This window comes from Serratia surfactantfaciens (assembly GCF_001642805.2).
GTDB lineage: Bacteria > Pseudomonadota > Gammaproteobacteria > Enterobacterales > Enterobacteriaceae > Serratia > Serratia surfactantfaciens.
In genome coordinates, this window is the sequence record NZ_CP016948.1 from 743,288 (window position 1) to 759,169 (window position 15,882).

Here is a 15,882-nt window from a genome sequence, read left to right on the forward strand (position 1 = left end):
TCTCATGAAACGTTATCTGGACTGCAGCGCCAGCGATCTGGCCGATATCGGCAAAGCCGATCTGCTCTATGCCATCCGCGCCAGTGAAGGACGCATTCTGGTCAGCGAAACCATTGCGGTCACTCAGCCGCTGCTCAATAACGTCACCAACGCCGAACTGGCGGCCAGCCAGGGCGCCGACCTGCTGCTGTTGAACCTGTTCGACGTCGATCAGCCGCATATTGCGGGCCTGCCCGCCGACGTGCCGCCGCAGGAGGCGCTGCGCACGCTGCAGCGGCTGACCGGGCGGGTTATCGGGGTGAATCTGGAGGCCGTCGATCCGGCCTTCGCCACCGAACATAACGATTTCTGGCAGATGACGGCGGGCCGCGCCGCCACCGCCGAGAATGCGCGCAAGCTGTATCAGCTCGGCGCGCGCATGGTGGTGCTGACCGGCAACCCGAACAACGGCGTCAGCAATCAGGCGATCGCCGCCGCGCTGAAAGCGATCCGCGACGAAGTGGGCGACGAGATGGTGCTGGTGACCGGCAAGATGCACGGCGCCGGCATCGTGCGCGAAAGCGGCAGCCAGCTGATCGGCGAGCAGGATATCGCGCTGTACGTGGAAAACGGCGCGGACATCGTGTTGTTGCCGGCGCCGGGCACCATTCCCGGCATGTCGCAGGAGAAAGTCGCGGCGTTGATCGCTTTTGCCCAGCGGCAGGGCGCGCTGGCGATGACGGCGATCGGCACCTCGCAAGAGGGCGCCGACGTGCAGACCGTGCGGCAGATCGCGCTGATGAGCAAAATGGCCGGGGCGGATCTGCACCATATCGGCGATACCGGCTATCTGGGGCTGGCGCTGCCGGAAAACATCTTCGCCTACAGCGTGGCGATCCGCGGCGTGCGCCACACCTACAGCCGCATGGCGCGCTCGGTGAACCGCTAAGCCTGGGGTTTTTGCGCCGTTACGATGCTGTAGTAGCCGAGCGACGGTATCACCTGCGGCGTAGTGAAGCCGACGTCGCGCAGCAGGTCGCTGATTTCCCTGCCGGAGTATTGGCGGCCCTGCGTCGTCCAACTGAGCATCAGAAGATTGTAACCGGCGAGAGTTGGCGGGCCGCCGTCGTCGTCGAATAGCGCCTCGTGTATCACTATTCTCCCGCCGACGGGCAGCGCGTCGTAGCTTTTCTGCGCCAGAAAACGGTTTTTATCCGGCCTCCAGTCGTGGAAAACATTGGAATACACATGCAGATCGGCGGCGGGATAAGGATCTTGCCACATGTCGCCGCAGCAGCTGGTGATACGCGAGCTTAAACCGTATTGCCGGGCGTAGTCGTCCGCCAGTGGGCCTATTTCCTGCAGGTCGAACACGATACCCATCAGCTCGGGCCAATGAGTTACCAGGCCGATGGCGTGTGCGCCGGAAGCGCCGCCGATATCCAACGCCACGCGATGCGCTGCCAAAGGAAGCCGCGTCGGCCAAACGCAAGCGGAACCGATGCTCAGGCTGTGCATGGCGCGCGTGAATTGGCGCGCTTTTTCCGCATCGAACTCGTGCGTGGCGAAGACTTCTGGTTCGCCATAGGCCTGTGAGGTGTTTTTCCGAATGGCGCACTCCATATTTTTTAACGAGAAGGTTTCACTGTTTTCATACAGTAAATCCCAATAGTAACCAAAGTAATGAGGGCTCTTTTTTAGCAGAAAGCTTTCGGTTTCGGGGGCGAGAGTCAATTTTCCGCCGATGGGGATAATTAATTTTAAAGATTGCAACGCCGTCATCAAGGCTTCAGCCGGTCGTCTCTCCAGATGCGCTGTGAAACAAATGTCTGTTAACGTGCGGGGATATTCAGCGATAAACTCAAATATACCCAGGCGATGCGCGATAAGCACCGCCGGATAAAGATATAAATTCATCGTGATATCGAGAATGCTCTGGTTGTCGCATTGCGGCGGCAGGATGGCCTGTTGCATGTGAGCCCTCTCTCACTGTGCCATGGGGCGTTCTAACAGGCTATGCCATGCCAGTGGTTTTCGCAAAGCGCGGCGCGGAGACGAACGCTTTCGTTGAAAATAATCTCTTCATGAAATTATTTATTATTCGTATTTTTAACGATAATGCCTGACGAGAGAGAAATAGCGCAGAGCCGGGGATTATTACCCAATCATGCGTTTTTATTTTATCAGAGGTTAACTTAATCACAGTTATTAACGCGTTAGGGTTGTGTTAATCTAGGCCGTCGTTATACCGTACCGGTATTCACATTCTTTTTGTGAATAATTCAAACTTAAATACTTCATTATTAAAACGAGTTAACAATGAAAAAAACTATTCTGACCGGCGTGATTGCCGCGACCCTGGGCCTGTTCAACACCGCTAACGCCGAAGGGATGGACCCTGCCGCATTGAAAAACGTCTATGACATTACGCGTAATACCAGCGGGCTGATGTCTTACTGCGTCGATAAAGGTTTCCTGAAAGCGGACAGCATCGACAACGCCAAGAAAATGGTGGCCTACGTGGCCGCCATTCCCGGCGGTGTCGACACCCGCGATGGCGACAAGCGTGAAGCGATGGGCCGTGAAGGCAATGTGCTGAACGACGACGGCAAAGTGGTTGCGTTGGAAAAGGAAGCGCCACAGGGTCTGCAGGCGTGGTGCCAACAGGCTGACGAAGGCATTCGTCAGGGGCTGACCTCTATCGGCCAATAAGCGTTTTTCACGCATTCTTTGCGCTCTCAGGCTCCGCCGGCGTTACGGCGGAGCGCTGCTTTAGTCAACGTTCCCCCTCACTTTTCTTCCTGTACTCATGGCGTGAGGCTTGATCTCGCTGATTGTTTCGCCATGCTCATCGCTATATCATTAGCTATATAACGATAGTCAACCGGTCACTGCCATGTTTAACTCTCTCCCGCGCCTGCTGTTGGCGCTTGCGTTGTTTTCCACCGCCGCCCTGGCGGATCGCCAGGTTACCGATCAGCTCAACCGCCAGGTCACGCTGCCCAATCACATCACCCGCGCCGTGGTGCTGCAACATCAGACGCTGAACCTGCTGGTGCAGCTTGATGCGATGCCGCAGGTGGTCGGAGTGCTCAGCAGTTGGAAAAAGCAGCTGGGGCCAAACTACCTGCGGCTGGCGCCGACGTTGGCAACCTTGCCGATGCCGGGCGACCTGACTTCGGTGAATATCGAAAGCCTGCTCGGCCTGCATCCGCAGGTGGTGTTCGTGGCCAACTATGCGCCGCCGGAAATGATTGCGCAGATCGAACGGGCGGGGATTCCGGTGGTGGCGATCTCGCTGCGTCGCGAAGCGGCCGATCAGGCGGGCAAAATGAATCCACAGCTGAGCGATGAGGATCGGGCCTATACGTTGGGCCTGCAGGACGGAATTCGCCTGATTGGCGAGGTGATGGAGCGGCAGCCTCAGGCTGAAGCGCTGATCAAGGACGTCATTCAACAGCGCGCGTTGGTCGCCGAACGGCTGCGCGATCTGCCGGAAGACCAGCGGGTGCGGGTGTATATGGCCAACCCCGATCTCACCACCTACGGCGCCGGTAAATATACCGGGCTGATGATGCGGCACGCCGGTGCGCTCAATGTGGCGGCGAAAGATATTCAGGGGTTTAAGCAGGTCTCTATCGAAGATGTATTGCGCTGGGATCCGGCGGTGATCTTCGTGCAGGAGCGTTACCCGGACGTGGTGAAACAGATCCTGACGGCGCCGCAGTGGCAGCCGATCGACGCGGTGAAGAATAAGCGGGTCTACCTGATGCCGGAGTACGCCAAGGCCTGGGGATATCCGATGCCGGAGGCGATGGCGCTGGGTGAATTGTGGATGGCGAAAAAGCTTTACCCGCAGCGTTTTGCCGATATCAATCTGCAGCAACGGGTCGACGCTTATTATCAACGCTATTATCGCGCCACCTGCTGCCAGAGCGGGCAATGAGGCTGGGGTGGCTGGCGCTGCTAACGCTGTGCTGCGCGCTGTTTTCGCTTGGCGTCGGCCGCTTTCAGGTGCCGATGACGCACAGCCTGATGATCCTGCTGGAGCCGTTCACTGGGCAGCATTATGCAGGCATCGACGCCATTCAGCGCCAGGTGATCCTCGGGGTGCGCGTGCCGCGGGTGCTGTTGGCGATGGGCGCCGGCGCGGCGCTGGCCCTGTGCGGCGCGGCTTTGCAGGGCGTCTTTCGCAACCCGCTGGTCGATCCGCATATTATCGGCGTGTCGTCCGGCGCCGCCTTTGGCGGCACGCTGGCTATCCTGCTCAGCCTGCCGTTGGCGGCGCTGCTGTTGTCGGCTTTTGTTTTCGGCATGGCGGCGCTGCTGCTGATTTTCACTCTCACCAGCGCCATTGCGCGGCGCAATATTCTCTCTTTGGTACTGGCGGGGGTGATCCTCAGCGGCTTTTTCTCCGCCTGCGTCAGCCTGATGCAATATCTGGCGGATACCGAAGAAAAGCTGCCGAGCATCGTGTTCTGGCTGCTCGGCAGCTTTGCCACCGCCGATCGGCAAAAGCTGCTGATGCTGTTTGTGCCTTTGCTGTTGGCCGGCGGTTTGCTGCTGGCGCTGCGTTGGCGCATCAATCTGCTGTCGTTGGGCGATGAGGATGCCGGTGCATTGGGCATCAACGTTGAGCGTACCCGCTGGCTGATTTTGACGCTGTGCGCCGCCATTGTGGCCGCCCAAGTGGCGGTCAGCGGCAGCATCGGTTGGGTCGGTCTGGTGATACCGCACGTGGCGAGGCGGCTGGTGGGGCCGGATCACCGGCGTCTGCTGCCGGCTTCGCTTTGCCTGGGTGCCCTGTACATGCTGTTGATCGACGATTTGGCGCGCACGCTGAGCAGCGGTGAAATCCCGCTGGGCATTCTGACCGCGCTGATTGGCGCGCCGCTGTTCGCGCTGCTGCTGCGCCGCGCGCAAGTGAGAGGCTGGCATGACTGACACCTTATTGGCCGCCAGGGGGGTGAGCTTCGCCTGGCCGGGTGAGGCACCGCTGTTCCAACACCTGGACATTCAGCTGCGGCGCGGCGAAGTGCTGGCGGTATTGGGCCCCAATGGGCGCGGCAAGAGCACGCTGCTGCAGCTGTTGTTAGGCAGCCTGACGCCGCAATCCGGCGAGATTGAGCGCTACGGTGAGATTGGCTTTGTCCCGCAGCACTTTTCGCCGCCGTTTGCCTATCGGGTGCTGGATATCGTATTGATGGGGCGGGCGCGCCATGTCGGCCTGTTCCGTTCACCGTCAGCCAAAGATCATCGACTGGCGAGAGAAGCGTTGCAAACGTTGGGTTTACAAGAGCTGGCGGCGCGAGAGTTCGGCAGCCTATCTGGCGGTCAACGTCAATTAGTGATGATCGCCCGCGCGTTGGCGATGCGCTGCGAGGTGTTGATTTTGGATGAACCGACTTCGGCGCTGGATCTGCATTACCAGGATCGGGTGTTGAGCCTGATGGCGCGCCTGGCGCGGGAGCAGCAGTTGGCGGTGGCGTTCTCCACCCATCAGCCCAACCATGCTCACGCGGTGGCCGATCGGGCTTTGCTGCTGGGCAAGGAAGGGCGTAGCCAGCTCGGTGCCTGCCGCGAGGTGTTAACGGCGCAATCCCTGTCGCCCTTGTTTGAACTGGCGATCGAACGGGTGCCGTTGACGGTGGCGGGCCGCCGTTACGCGACGCTGGTGCCGTTGTATCGCAGCCAATTGGAGCGACATGATGAGTGATATCCTGCTGTTTGCCGCCGGCAGCCTGCGGCTGGCGTTTGCGCCGCTGCTGTCGGCGTTTCAGCGCGACACCGGGCAAAAGGTCTCGGCGGAATTCGGCCCGGCGGGGCTATTGCGCCAACGGATAGAGAACGGTGAGCGGCCGCAGCTGTTCGCCTCGGCCAACGTGGCGCATCCGCAAAGGTTGGCGGATCTCGGTATCGCGGGCGCGGTGCAGATTTTTGCGCACAATCGGCTATGCGCCACGGTGCGCAACGTGCCGGCATTAACCGAGCGTCCGCTACCTGAGGTGTTGTGCGATCCGCGCTGGCGGCTTGCCACCTCGACGCCGGGAGCCGATCCCTCCGGCGATTATGCGCAGCGGCTTTTCGAACGCTGTGAACAATCCTGGCCGGGGCAAGGGGAAGCGCTGCGCCGGCGGGCGTTGCCGCTGGTTGGCGGGATAGATTCCGCACCGGTACCGGCGGGCCGACTGGCGGCGGAGTATCTGATAGCCAGCGGGCAGGCGGACATTTTTCTCGGCTACGCCAGCTATGCCCCGGCGTTGGCGGCCTACCCGACGTTGGTGGTGCGAACGTTGCCGCCGCCGCTGGACATCGAGGCGGATTACGGCCTATGCCTGCTGGATGAAGAAGCGCAGCGGTTGGCCGCATTTATCTTGAGCGAACAGGGGCAGGAAATATTGAGCCGGCACGGGTTTATGCGGCGCCAGGCATGACTCGCCGGGCCTGACGGCCCGGAGAATCTCACCAAAACAGCGGAGTGGTGTTTTCAGCTAAAAACGCCAGCAGCGTTTCGTTGACCGCCGTCGGGTTTTCTTTGTTGCTGATATGGCCGGCGTTGGGGATCAGCACATGCTGACAGCCGAGAAGATCCGCCATGCGCTGGCCTTCCGTCGGTGGACGCGGTTTATCCTGCGCGCCGGTGATGACGATACTGGCGGCGGTGATGTTTTCCAGCAGCGCCAGCTTGTCGGGGCGACCGAAGATCATCCTGCCCAGCGGCACGATGCTGTCGCGCAGCCGATCGGCGGGCAGGTTCTGCAGGTGGGCCAGCAATGGCTGTGACAGCGCATCGGGCACCTCGTCGGAATAGAACTGCGCGGCGATATATTCCAGCAGAGGCGACGTGATGGCACCGGCCTGTTCCACGGCGGCCAGCATGCCCATATAGCGCTGCCGTGCCTCCGGCGTTTCGTCGCCCAGGTAGCTGTCCAGCAGCGCCAACACTTTCACCCGCTCCGGTGCCAGCGCCGCCAGTTCCGCGCCCCACATGCCGCCGACGGACAGGCCGACGATGCCGAACTCTGCGATATCCAAATGATCCATCAGCGCCAAATGATCAGCGGCGATATCCGACAGGCTGTTTCGCTCAGGCGGCAGCGCCGGGGAGTCGCCGTGGCCCCACAGATCAGGCACGATCAGGCGGTAACGTTTGGCCAGCGCCTCGAACTGCGGTGCCCACATGTTCAGATCGAACAGATAGCTGTGGCCCAGCAGCAACGGAAAGCCTGAGCCCACGTCGAGATAATGCAGGGATTTGCCCATCGTTGGCATCTTGTCGGTTCCTTATATAAAGAGAGTTCGGCTGCTTATATCACACTCATATTCAACCTGCGGTATTAATTTACCTTAAATTACTTAGGTAAACCCTTATTTTTAATTTCTCTTGATAACAAGACGTCAATGAAAGGTGACGCTAAGGATAATATTCTGGTGACGATAAGCGCCTTGGTTTATGCTGGCGCTCCTTTCGGTATGGAATAGATAAACAGGACGTCGCGATGAAAAGACTTTTCAGACTATTAATTATTTTGCTTGCCATTTTGCTGCTGGCGGCGGTGCTGTGGTGGTTTTTCGGGCGCGGCAATCCGAATGCGCTGTGGCAAATCGTCAGCCAACAGTGCGTGCCTAATCAGCAGCAGAACAACGATCCGGCGCCCTGCTTAAAGGTTGATTTAACCGAGGGTTATGTGCTGTTCAAGGATAGCAAAGGCCCTTACCACGATCTGGTGATGCCGACTGAAAAGGTCAGCGGTATCGAGAGCCCGGCATTGCAGACGGAGCACGCGCCGCCTTATTTCGCTCAGGCCTGGAATAACCGTGAACATATATCCGGCGAGCTGGGTAAACCGTTAAAAGATGCGTGGATGTCTCTGGCGGTCAATTCGAAATATGGTCGCTCTCAGGATCAGCTGCATATTCACGTTGCCTGTTTGCGCCAGGATGTCTATAACGCGTTGGGTGAGCAGGCGCAGCAATTAGATCAACAGTGGCGGCCGCTGGCGGTGAAATTGGTCGGCCATCAATACCTGGCCAGAAAATTGGCGGGCACCGATTTAACCCAGGAAGATCCTTTCCGTTTGCTGAACAACTATGTGGTCGAACAGGGTGACAGCATCGGTAACTATGGCCTGGCGCTGGCGGTCAGCCCACAGGGCGAGATGCTGCTGTTGGCGAACCGTTTGAAGCTGACCGACCTGAATCTGGGCTCGGCCGGTGAAATTCAGGACTACCACTGCGCGGTGGCGGGGAACTGAAGATGATGACAACCCGCCGGCTGTGGCTCGCCGGCGGCTGCCGTGCGGTCAGAGCTTTTTCAGCAATGCCAGCAGTTGCGCTTCGCTTTTTTCTGCCAACCCGTCGATCGCCAGCTTGATGATGTCTGAGCGGGTGATGCGCACGATGCCGCTGCGCGCCGCCTGCACGATCACCTCATCGATAGCTTCGATGTGGTTGTCCGTCAGGCTGACGGAAATCGCTTTGTAGGTGCGTTTGCGGCCGGCCGGCTTGGTTTCCGGCGCGGGCGCCGCGACCGGCAACGTGTGCGAGGTGGCGCTGTTGATGAATTCGTCTTCCGACATGCGGTGGGTGGGGGTGCGCTTCTTCACAGGATCACCTCTTTCACCAGGCATTCGATCTCGGCCTGCGCCTTTTCGTTGTTCGCCTCATGCACGGTGATGGCTTCGCCCCAGGCGTCGCGATAAATTTTGCGGTCGCACAGGCGGTTGCCCACCAGGGTGAATTCCGGGTATTCGCTCAGTACCTGCGCCGCTTCGTTGGCTTCATTAATGAAGATATTGGTCGGGCACATGTTCAGCACGATATAACCTTTAACTTTCTCGTTATATTCCTGCGCGGTGGAGAACATCTCCGACAGATAGCCGATGGTGTCGAGATCCATCTGCGAAGGGCGCAGCGGCGAGAGGAACAGGTCGGCGGCCAGCAGGCCGGAGCGCAGTTCGGCGCTGTCGCGGCCGGCGGTGTCGACGATCACGTAGTCGTAATGGCGATCGAGCTCCAGCAGCGTTTCCTTGATTTTGCCCGATGCGGCCACCACCGGAATATGCGGCAATCCCTCGACGTTCTGACGGTCGTTGTACCAGGTCATGATCGATTTCTGGTCGTCGGCATCGACGATGATCGCCGTCTTGCCTTGCTTAAGAATCAGATACCCGGCGATATTCACCGCTTTCGTCGACTTGCCGACACCGCCTTTTTGCGAGCCAATCAGAACAATCATGCTGCCATCTCTCAAGTTATTAAGCTGATAACTTATTAAGTTAATGCGCTTATTAGGTTGATAATCAAACAGGTTAACAAGAACAACTCGCGAACAATATGCACCAACTGCGGCGGCTTGCCAAGCCAGTATGTCGTTAACTGCGCAGCTTATTTTGCGGTGAATTGCCCGGGTGGGTAAGTAGGAATTCTCTGGGAAGTCGCGGAGCGGATAAGAGGATATTAATTTAACAGCTTAATAAGTTATTTTCTTATTAAGCTGTTTTTGGCATTACTTCTTCATCATCGCCTTCAGATTGGCGAACGGATTGTGGGTGGCGACGCCGATATCTTTCTGGGCGTCTTCACCCGCCACTACCGTAGAACCGTATTGATCGGCCTCGGTGTATTTCGAGTGTTCATGGTCGTGACAATACAGGCACAGCATCTCCCAGTTGCTGCCGTCTTCCGGGTTGTTGCTGTGATCGTGATCGATATGGTGCACCGTCAGTTCGCGCAGGTTGGAATACACGAACTCGCGCGAGCAGCGCCCGCACACCCAGGGGAACAGTTTCAGCGCTTTTTCGCGGTAGCCGGTTTCCAGCTTCGCATAGTTTTTGGGGATGTAGGCCATGGTGGTTGTCCGTCGGGAATCAATATGCGGTAAATAATACCACACTGCATGCGGCTACAACGTGCGGCTCATCACCGTGACGGTTTCACCGGCGACCCGGCGCTGCTCCAGAGGGCGCCAGCCGAGCTTTTGATACAGCGCCTGCTGGTCGGGCGTGTACAGATAGAGCTCGTCGATGCCTTGGCTTCGGCCGTGCTCAATGCAGCGCGCGATCAGACTGCGGGCGATGCCTTGACCGCGGTGCTGCGGGTGGGTGAAGACTTCGCTCAGCCAGTATTGGCGCTCCGGTTTATCCGCCAGCTCATAAAGCGTCAAACTGGCGGTGCCGAGGATCTGCCGTTGCGGCGACAGCGCCAGCAGCACGATGCCCCGATGATGTCCGGGCTCGCTGCGCTCAGCCAGACGCCGGCTGATGGCGTCGCGGTTGCTCCACTGTGCAAAGGCGCCCCATTCCTGATGCAGTAATTCGGCCAGTTCGTCAATGCGCTGACGATGTGCGAGCAGCGGTTCGATATGCATGGTTTGCCCGTTTTTATTGTCCGTAAGAGAAGCCACTATAGCCGGGGCGATCGGTTAATGAAACGTCTCCATCGCCCAGTCGATAAACGCCCGCAGCTTGCCGCTGAGGTGGCGATTGGACGGATAGACGACATACATCTGTTCCGGCGGCGGCTGCCAGTCGTGCAGCAGGCTGACCAGCTCGCCGGCATCGAGGTGCGGCTGCGCCATAAAACGATAGGTCTGGATGATGCCCAGGCCGGCCAGGCTCGCCGCCAGCAGCGCGTTGCCTTCATTGATGCTGACCGGGTAGCGTTGTTGGATGGCGATCTCTTTGCCGCGTTCGACGTAGCGCTGCGGATGGATGCGGTCGTTGAGCGGGTGGCGATAGTGCACCATCGGAAAACCCTGTTCCAGATCGCACGGGTGGCGGGGCGTGCCGTGGCGCGCCAGGTAGTCTGGGGTGGCGCAGCTGACCCAGTCCAGATCGAACAGGCGCCGCGCGATCAGGCTGGAGTCGGCCAGCGGACCGCTGCGGATCACGCAGTCGGCGCTGTCGCTGATCAAATCGATAACGCGATCGCCGACGCTCAGATCGATCTGTATCTGCGGGTAGCGCGCCAGAAAGTCGGGAAGGGCGGGCAGCAGCAGCCGGCGGGCGGTGCCGCCGCCGGTATCGATGCGCAGCACGCCCTGTGGAGAACTTTGCGATTCGGTCAGGCAGCCTTCCATCTGCTCCAGATCCGCCAGCCATTTCACCGTGCGCTGGTAATAGCATTCGCCCTCACGGGTGACCGAAACGCTGCGGGTGGTGCGCTGGAACAGCTTGGTCTGCAGGTGATCTTCCAGGCTCTGGATCAGCTTGGTGACCGTGGCTTTCGGCATGCCCAGCGACTCGGCGGCGCGGGTAAAGCCGCCGGTTTCCACCACGCGGTTGAACACCCGTATGGCGAGTAAATGATGGTCCATAGGCTCTCAGCGTAGTGCGCCGGCTGCCGCCGGCGCGTGTTTATGCGGGTAAATAATGATTAACACTGTTTAGCGCCAATCACGCCGGCGCGCAAGCTGAGACCGAACACCAGCGCGGCGGAGAGGATCAGCGCGCCGCCGAACAGCATGGCGCTGCTGACGCCCTGCCAGTCCACCACCTCGCCGCCCAGCAATGCGCCGGAGGCCAGCGCGATTTGGACGACGCACACCAGCAGCGCCTGGCCGGCCTCCGGCGCCTGCGGCACCGCGGCGAACATCCAGTTGGTGGCGCACACCGGCACGGCGCCAAAGGCCAGTCCCCAGACCATCACCATCAGCGTGGCGCCGCCGAGGCCGCTGAGCAGCGGTGAGACGATCAGGATGCCCGCCAACATGGCGGCGATCAGGATAAAGGTGGCGCGCAGGCTGTATTCCCCCAGGCGTTCGCCGAGGAACGTGCCCAGCAGGCCGACGGCACCATAGGCCAACAGCTGCAGCGAGATGGCCGACGGGCTGAGCACGAACACCTGCTGCAGCAGGGGGCGCAGATAGGTATAGGCGGCGAAGTGGCCGATGAACAGCAGCACGATGGCGATAAGGCCGATGCGCGCCATCGGCAGGCGCAACGGCAGCACCAGATCGCGCGGCGTGACCGGCCGGGACGGCGGCACCGACGTCAGTAAGCGCAGTTGCGCCAACAGTACGCCGACCGCCAGCGCCGCGCCGCCGAAGAAGGCGGCGCGCCAGCCGAACAGATCGCCGACCAGTGCGCCGATCGGCACGCCGCACACCGCGCCGACCGAAACGCCGCTGAGAATCAGCGCGGTGGCTCGCCCCTGGCTGGCTTCCGGCACCAGATGGCGGCCATAGTTGGCGGCGAACGACCAGAAGCCGCCGACGCAGACGCCCAGCAGCACGCGGCCGAGCAACATCATCGGAAAGTTGACGGCCAGCGCCGCCACCAGATTGGATACCACCAGCAGCAACGATAGCCCCAGCATCAATAAACGCCGATCCAGGCGGCCGGACATCAGGCTCAATGCGGGGGCGGCCACCGCCGCCACGATGCCGGGCATGGTGACCATCAGCCCGGCGCTGCCGGTACTGACGCCGAGCGAGGGGGCGATGTTGGTCAGCAGACCGATCGGCAGAAACTCGGTGGTGACCATGACAAAACAGGCAACCGTCAGCGAGAAGATCGCCAACCACGGGGATGATGCAGGGTTATCTTTATGATTCAGCATAATGCCGCTCTTCTCAGGTGAATGCGCAGGCCGCGCGAGGGGCGCAGTGTGACCGAAATCACAATTTACGGCAGGCGAGAGCGGCGGATAAATCCATCTGCGGTGGTTACACTGTTTCTGAGGGGGAACAATCGCGGCAGTGAGTTAAAGCGCGGCTTGCGCCGCGCCGAGGGGAAAGGAATAAAACGGCATAAGGTTATGACCGAATGCCGCGAGGCGCTTACAGCCCCGGCGCTTTCCACAGCGAGGTGGTCAGGCCGTTGTCCACCAGCGTCAACTGATCGGCGTAGATCCGCCGCCAGTTTTCCTTCTGCTCATGATACGAGGCGTGGTTGGTCATGTCCGGCTGATGTTCGCGCTCCCAGCGCACCAGGCGCTCGCCGGTTTCGGCCAGCGATTCGTACAGCCCGGCGCCGACGCCGGCGGCGATGGCGCAGCCCAGCGCGGTGGCCTCTTTTACCACCGGTACCCGTACCGTCAGCCCGGTGACGTCGCTGAGGATCTGACTCCACAGTTTGCCCTTCGCACCGCCGCCGGCGAACACCAGCGAGCGGGCCTGCACGCCGGAGAAGGCGGCGATCTGCTCCAGATTGCAGGCGGAGACGATGGCGGCATTCTCTTCCAGCGCGCGGAACAGCGTCTGTTTGTTGCAGCGTTCCGGATCGATCGACAGGTTGATGAACGACGGCGCGGCGTGATACCAGGTTTTGAAATGCATAGCGTCGGAAAAGATTGGCATCACGCCGTAGGCGCCCGGCGGCACCCTGGCCGCCATCTCTTCCAGCAGGCTGTAGGCGTCGACGCCCAACCGCTCCGCCAGCAGCTTCTCTTCGGCGCAGAACGCGTCGCGGAACCAACGCATGGTCAGGCCGGTAAAGAAGCTGATGGATTCCGCCTGCGCCATGCCGGGAATGACATGGGGGTTGATGCGGATATTCATCTCCGGATCGATGGCGGGTTCCGGCAGGTTAACGATTTGCTGCCAGAAGGTGCCGCCGAGCACCGCCGTTTGCCCGGCACGCACGATGCCAAGCCCCAGACTGCCGAGTTGCACGTCGCCGCCGCCCATCACCACCGGGGTGCCGAGCAGCAGCCCGCTCTCCTGCGCCGCCTGTTCGGTGACGCGCCCCAGCACGCTGCCGGTCTCTTTCACCGGCGACAGAATATCTGCGCGCAGGCCGGCCATATCGAGCAGCGCCGGCCGCCAGTCGCGGCTGGTCAGATCCAGCATGCCGGTGGTGCCGGCGTTGGAAGGATCGACCGCCAGCTCGCCGCTGAGCATGTTGGCCAACCAGTCGCTGATCATGGTCAGCGTCGCCGCCTGGCGGTAGATGTCCGGCCGATGGTGCGCCAGCCACAGCAGGCGCGGCATGGCGCTCAACGCCAGCGTCTGGCCGGAATAGTGATACACCTCGCGTTCGAAACCGTGGTTGTGCAGCTCTTTCAGCTCGCTGACTTCGTGGCTGGCGCGCGCATCGACGTTGGCGCAGGCCCAGATCGGCACGCCGTTGCGATCGTACAGAACGATGCCTTCACGCATCGAGCAGCAGGCCACCGCGCGGATCGCCTGAGCGCTCAATCCCGCGCGTTGCATCGCCTGGCGGATGCACTGACAGGCCAGCTGCCAGTTGCGGCTGAGGTCGAACTCCATCGAGCCGGGCACGCCCGGCACCGCCAGATGCTGCCACTCCGCCTGGCCGTGCGCGATCTGATTGCCCGCCAAATCGAAGATCACCGCGCGAATACTGCCTGTTCCTGCGTCCAGCGCCATCAAGTAGTTATCCATAGCCTATGCTCTCAGGGGGAGGAGTGTTAACTATAGATGCCGCCGCCTTGCCCCGCCGGGGAAGGTATGGGCACCGCCGGTGCGATTTGTGAGCCAGGCGGCAAAATTGCCGTTGCGGCAGGGCAATCGACGGGAATGAACCTATGGTTGGAAAGCGCCATGTTACGGCGCGCCGTTTAAACAAGGAGCTGTCATGCACGTCACATTGGTTGAGATCAACGTTAAACAGGACAAGATCGACGAATTTGTCGAGGTTTTCCGCGCCAATCACCTGGGGGCGATCGAAGAGCCGGGCAATCTGCGCTTCGACGTGCTGCAGGATGAGCATATTCCAACGCGGTTTTACATCTACGAAGCCTATCGCGACGAGCAGGCGGTGGCGGCGCACAAGCAGACTCCGCACTATCTGCAGTGCGTGGAGAAGCTGGAAGCGCTGATGACCGGTCCGCGCAAGAAAACCACCTTTATCGGCCTGATGCCGGAATAATCGACGGATTTTGCCGGTGTCCATACGCCCGGTTTGGCTGTAACCTGCAAGCTAAAGTGAATTTTCAATGGGATAAGCGGGGCGAGGATGACATTGCGCGATCGGCTGTTGGCGCTGTTGGTGGTGGTGATCTGGGGCGTGAATTTCGTCGTGATCAAGTTCGGTTTACAGGGCATGCCGCCGTTTCTGCTGGCCGGAATGCGTTTTTTGCTGGTGGCGTTGCCGGCGATCTTCTTTATCCCGCGCCCGACCATTCCGTGGAAATGGCTGTTGCTGTACGGCATGACCATGAGCTTCGCGCAGTTCGCTTTTCTGTTCGTCGCCATCAAGGTGGGCATGCCGGCGGGATTGGCTTCGCTGGTGCTGCAGGCGCAGGTGTTCTTCACCCTGCTGCTGGGGGGCGTGCTGATGGGCGACAAGCTGCGCGTCAATCATTTCGTCGGCATCGCTATCGCCAGCGGCGGCATGCTGGTGCTGGCGCAGGCCAGCCTGCATAAGCCGGGCAGTGGCGCGGTGCCTCTGGCGGGCCTGTTGCTGACCCTGGCGGCGGCGTTTTCCTGGGCGCTGGGCAACCTGACCAACAAGAAGATCCTGGCCGGTTTCCCGCAGCGTAATATCTTATCGCTGGTGGTGTGGAGCGCGCCGATCCCGGTGGTGCCGTTCCTGGCCTGCAGCTGGCTGTTCGACGGCCCGCAGGCGGTGCTGAGCAGCCTGAGCCATGTGCAGCTCGGCACCTGGCTGGCGGTTGCCTACCTGGCGTTCGCCGCCACGCTGTTCGGTTATTCGGTGTGGGGCAGCCTGCTGGGGCGCTACGAGACCTGGCGCGTTGCACCGCTGACGCTGCTGGTGCCGCTGGTCGGGCTGTTCGCCGCCTGGTTGCTGCTGGACGAAGCGCTGTCGCCGGCTCAGTTCGGCGGCGCATTGCTGGTGCTGGCCGGCATGGCGGTCAATACCTTCGGGCTACCGCGCCGCCGGGCGGCGATCGCGCGTTAAACCGAACAGGGCAATTCTGTTCAATACCGGGTTGGCGCGGCCCGGCACTCTGGTGCCTGTGAATATTTTCTCAGGT

The 15,882-nt window shown here is 60.5% G+C and carries 18 protein-coding genes; 9 read left to right on the forward strand and 9 right to left on the reverse strand.

What is annotated here, in order from left to right; all coding sequences use genetic code 11:
- The first annotated feature begins 4 nt into the window (after positions 1 to 4).
- Positions 5 to 928, forward strand: a complete 924-nt coding sequence (locus ATE40_RS03535; RefSeq protein WP_063918965.1) for a DUF7916 family protein — start codon at positions 5 to 7, stop codon at positions 926 to 928.
- On the opposite strand, the gene ATE40_RS03540 is transcribed toward ATE40_RS03535, so the two are convergent.
- Entirely contained in the window at positions 925 to 1,953 is a 1,029-nt protein-coding gene (locus ATE40_RS03540) for a methyltransferase (RefSeq protein WP_019453930.1), read from the reverse strand. The two genes, ATE40_RS03535 and ATE40_RS03540, sit on opposite strands and share 4 nt — an antisense overlap.
- 345 nt (positions 1,954 to 2,298) lie before the next feature.
- Between ATE40_RS03540 and ATE40_RS03545 the strand changes: the two genes are divergently transcribed.
- The 5 genes from ATE40_RS03545 to ATE40_RS03565 all read left to right on the forward strand — a co-directional run bounded on the left by ATE40_RS03545 (position 2,299) and on the right by ATE40_RS03565 (position 6,413).
- Positions 2,299 to 2,691 (forward strand): hypothetical protein, encoded by a 393-nt coding sequence (locus ATE40_RS03545; RefSeq protein WP_019453929.1) that lies wholly within the window; start codon positions 2,299 to 2,301, stop codon positions 2,689 to 2,691.
- A 184-nt stretch (positions 2,692 to 2,875) separates the two neighbouring features.
- Positions 2,876 to 3,925, forward strand: coding sequence for an ABC transporter substrate-binding protein (locus ATE40_RS03550; protein WP_063918966.1), 1,050 nt, complete (start codon positions 2,876 to 2,878; stop codon positions 3,923 to 3,925).
- Positions 3,922 to 4,923, forward strand: coding sequence for a FecCD family ABC transporter permease (locus ATE40_RS03555; protein WP_019453927.1), 1,002 nt, complete (start codon positions 3,922 to 3,924; stop codon positions 4,921 to 4,923). The genes ATE40_RS03550 and ATE40_RS03555 overlap by 4 nt, the downstream gene beginning before the upstream one ends.
- Positions 4,916 to 5,695, forward strand: coding sequence for an ABC transporter ATP-binding protein (locus tag ATE40_RS03560; RefSeq protein WP_063918967.1), 780 nt, complete (start codon positions 4,916 to 4,918; stop codon positions 5,693 to 5,695). The genes ATE40_RS03555 and ATE40_RS03560 overlap by 8 nt, the downstream gene beginning before the upstream one ends.
- Positions 5,688 to 6,413, forward strand: coding sequence for a substrate-binding domain-containing protein (locus ATE40_RS03565; RefSeq protein WP_080356215.1), 726 nt, complete (start codon positions 5,688 to 5,690; stop codon positions 6,411 to 6,413). Before ATE40_RS03560 ends, ATE40_RS03565 begins: the two co-directional genes overlap by 8 nt.
- A 28-nt stretch (positions 6,414 to 6,441) precedes the next feature.
- Here the strand turns inward: ATE40_RS03565 and ATE40_RS03570 are convergent, their stop codons facing one another.
- On the reverse strand, positions 6,442 to 7,242 hold the full coding sequence (locus ATE40_RS03570) for an alpha/beta fold hydrolase (RefSeq protein ID WP_084799109.1): 801 nt from the start codon (positions 7,240 to 7,242) through the stop codon (positions 6,442 to 6,444).
- Between the two features lie 236 nt (positions 7,243 to 7,478).
- Here ATE40_RS03570 and ATE40_RS03575 point away from each other — a divergent pair, with 236 nt between their 5' ends.
- Positions 7,479 to 8,234 carry a CDP-diacylglycerol diphosphatase gene (locus ATE40_RS03575; protein WP_025160012.1) on the forward strand — a complete coding sequence of 252 codons (756 nt, stop codon included), beginning with the start codon at positions 7,479 to 7,481 and terminating at the stop codon, positions 8,232 to 8,234.
- A gap of 48 nt (positions 8,235 to 8,282) precedes the next feature.
- On the opposite strand, the gene ATE40_RS03580 is transcribed toward ATE40_RS03575, so the two are convergent.
- The 7 genes from ATE40_RS03580 to lsrK form a co-directional block, all read right to left on the reverse strand.
- Complete coding sequence (locus ATE40_RS03580) at positions 8,283 to 8,585, reverse strand: hypothetical protein (protein ID WP_063918969.1); 303 nt, start codon at positions 8,583 to 8,585, stop codon at positions 8,283 to 8,285.
- Positions 8,582 to 9,217, reverse strand: coding sequence for a division plane positioning ATPase MipZ (locus ATE40_RS03585; protein WP_019453916.1), 636 nt, complete (start codon positions 9,215 to 9,217; stop codon positions 8,582 to 8,584). The genes ATE40_RS03580 and ATE40_RS03585 overlap by 4 nt, the downstream gene beginning before the upstream one ends.
- Positions 9,218 to 9,487: 270 nt before the next feature.
- Positions 9,488 to 9,829, reverse strand: a complete 342-nt coding sequence (gene yajD / locus ATE40_RS03590) for an HNH nuclease YajD (protein ID WP_004939576.1) — start codon at positions 9,827 to 9,829, stop codon at positions 9,488 to 9,490.
- Between the two features lie 54 nt (positions 9,830 to 9,883).
- Positions 9,884 to 10,348, reverse strand: coding sequence for a GNAT family N-acetyltransferase (locus ATE40_RS03595; protein WP_019453915.1), 465 nt, complete (start codon positions 10,346 to 10,348; stop codon positions 9,884 to 9,886).
- Between the two features lie 54 nt (positions 10,349 to 10,402).
- Positions 10,403 to 11,296, reverse strand: a complete 894-nt coding sequence (locus tag ATE40_RS03600) for a LysR family transcriptional regulator (protein WP_063918970.1) — start codon at positions 11,294 to 11,296, stop codon at positions 10,403 to 10,405.
- Between the two features lie 59 nt (positions 11,297 to 11,355).
- Positions 11,356 to 12,540, reverse strand: coding sequence for an MFS transporter (locus ATE40_RS03605; RefSeq protein WP_063918971.1), 1,185 nt, complete (start codon positions 12,538 to 12,540; stop codon positions 11,356 to 11,358).
- 220 nt (positions 12,541 to 12,760) lie between these two features.
- Positions 12,761 to 14,326 carry an autoinducer-2 kinase gene (lsrK, locus tag ATE40_RS03610; protein ID WP_063918972.1) on the reverse strand — a complete coding sequence of 522 codons (1,566 nt, stop codon included), beginning with the start codon at positions 14,324 to 14,326 and terminating at the stop codon, positions 12,761 to 12,763.
- Positions 14,327 to 14,519: 193 nt separating this feature from the next.
- On the opposite strand from lsrK, the gene lsrG reads away from it, so the two are divergent.
- Together lsrG and ATE40_RS03620 are read left to right on the forward strand one after the other, a co-directional pair.
- The gene (gene lsrG / locus ATE40_RS03615) at positions 14,520 to 14,813 is read left to right on the forward strand and encodes a (4S)-4-hydroxy-5-phosphonooxypentane-2,3-dione isomerase (RefSeq protein ID WP_063918973.1); all 294 of its coding nucleotides are present in this window, start codon (positions 14,520 to 14,522) and stop codon (positions 14,811 to 14,813) included.
- Positions 14,814 to 14,900: 87 nt separating this feature from the next.
- Complete coding sequence (locus ATE40_RS03620; RefSeq protein WP_063918974.1) at positions 14,901 to 15,806, forward strand: EamA family transporter; 906 nt, start codon at positions 14,901 to 14,903, stop codon at positions 15,804 to 15,806.
- Positions 15,807 to 15,882: the final 76 nt, after the last annotated feature.

Coding starts and splice junctions, on each gene's coding strand:
- ATE40_RS03535 (WP_063918965.1), top strand. CDS start 5: ATGAAACGTTATCTGGACTGCAGCGCCAGCGATCTGGCCGATATCGGC.
- ATE40_RS03540 (WP_019453930.1), bottom strand. CDS start 1,953: ATGCAACAGGCCATCCTGCCGCCGCAATGCGACAACCAGAGCATTCTC.
- ATE40_RS03545 (WP_019453929.1), top strand. CDS start 2,299: ATGAAAAAAACTATTCTGACCGGCGTGATTGCCGCGACCCTGGGCCTG.
- ATE40_RS03550 (WP_063918966.1), top strand. CDS start 2,876: ATGTTTAACTCTCTCCCGCGCCTGCTGTTGGCGCTTGCGTTGTTTTCC.
- ATE40_RS03555 (WP_019453927.1), top strand. CDS start 3,922: ATGAGGCTGGGGTGGCTGGCGCTGCTAACGCTGTGCTGCGCGCTGTTT.
- ATE40_RS03560 (WP_063918967.1), top strand. CDS start 4,916: ATGACTGACACCTTATTGGCCGCCAGGGGGGTGAGCTTCGCCTGGCCG.
- ATE40_RS03565 (WP_080356215.1), top strand. CDS start 5,688: ATGAGTGATATCCTGCTGTTTGCCGCCGGCAGCCTGCGGCTGGCGTTT.
- ATE40_RS03570 (WP_084799109.1), bottom strand. CDS start 7,242: ATGGGCAAATCCCTGCATTATCTCGACGTGGGCTCAGGCTTTCCGTTG.
- ATE40_RS03575 (WP_025160012.1), top strand. CDS start 7,479: ATGAAAAGACTTTTCAGACTATTAATTATTTTGCTTGCCATTTTGCTG.
- ATE40_RS03585 (WP_019453916.1), bottom strand. CDS start 9,217: ATGATTGTTCTGATTGGCTCGCAAAAAGGCGGTGTCGGCAAGTCGACG.
- yajD (WP_004939576.1), bottom strand. CDS start 9,829: ATGGCCTACATCCCCAAAAACTATGCGAAGCTGGAAACCGGCTACCGC.
- ATE40_RS03595 (WP_019453915.1), bottom strand. CDS start 10,348: ATGCATATCGAACCGCTGCTCGCACATCGTCAGCGCATTGACGAACTG.
- ATE40_RS03600 (WP_063918970.1), bottom strand. CDS start 11,296: ATGGACCATCATTTACTCGCCATACGGGTGTTCAACCGCGTGGTGGAA.
- ATE40_RS03605 (WP_063918971.1), bottom strand. CDS start 12,540: ATGCTGAATCATAAAGATAACCCTGCATCATCCCCGTGGTTGGCGATC.
- lsrK (WP_063918972.1), bottom strand. CDS start 14,326: ATGGATAACTACTTGATGGCGCTGGACGCAGGAACAGGCAGTATTCGC.
- lsrG (WP_063918973.1), top strand. CDS start 14,520: ATGCACGTCACATTGGTTGAGATCAACGTTAAACAGGACAAGATCGAC.
- ATE40_RS03620 (WP_063918974.1), top strand. CDS start 14,901: ATGACATTGCGCGATCGGCTGTTGGCGCTGTTGGTGGTGGTGATCTGG.